This window comes from Cryobacterium sp. 10I1 (assembly GCF_035019805.1).
Classification (GTDB): Bacteria; Actinomycetota; Actinomycetes; order Actinomycetales; family Microbacteriaceae; genus Cryobacterium; species Cryobacterium glucosi.
Genome location: NZ_JASJVF010000669.1, coordinates 1 through 253, shown reverse-complemented (window position 1 = coordinate 253; position 253 = coordinate 1). Strand labels below are relative to the sequence as shown.

At 73.5% G+C, this 253-nt stretch carries 1 protein-coding gene; it reads right to left on the bottom strand.

The window, feature by feature from the left end; all coding sequences use genetic code 11:
• A partial coding sequence (locus tag QN345_RS20265) for an Ada metal-binding domain-containing protein (RefSeq protein ID WP_323509267.1) occupies positions 1 to 253 on the bottom strand: 253 nt, incomplete at both ends.

Genomic DNA, 253 nt, shown 5'->3' with positions numbered 1-253 from the left:
GAGGCCGGGTACGCCGTCGCGTTCGACGGTGCCGTCGTCGATCAGGCGCATCGCGCGCGCCGCGAGGTCGTCCCTGGTGTTCCAGTCAGGGGAGCCGGGCACCGCGTCGGGCAGGCAGCGCTTGCAGGCGCGCAAGCCGGCCTCGTGCGCCGCTGCGCTCGTCAGGTAGAAGGAGACGTTGCCTGGCCGGGGGGTCGCCGCCGGGCAGCTCGGCCGGCAGTAGATCCCGGTCGAGTGCACGCCCGTGATGAAC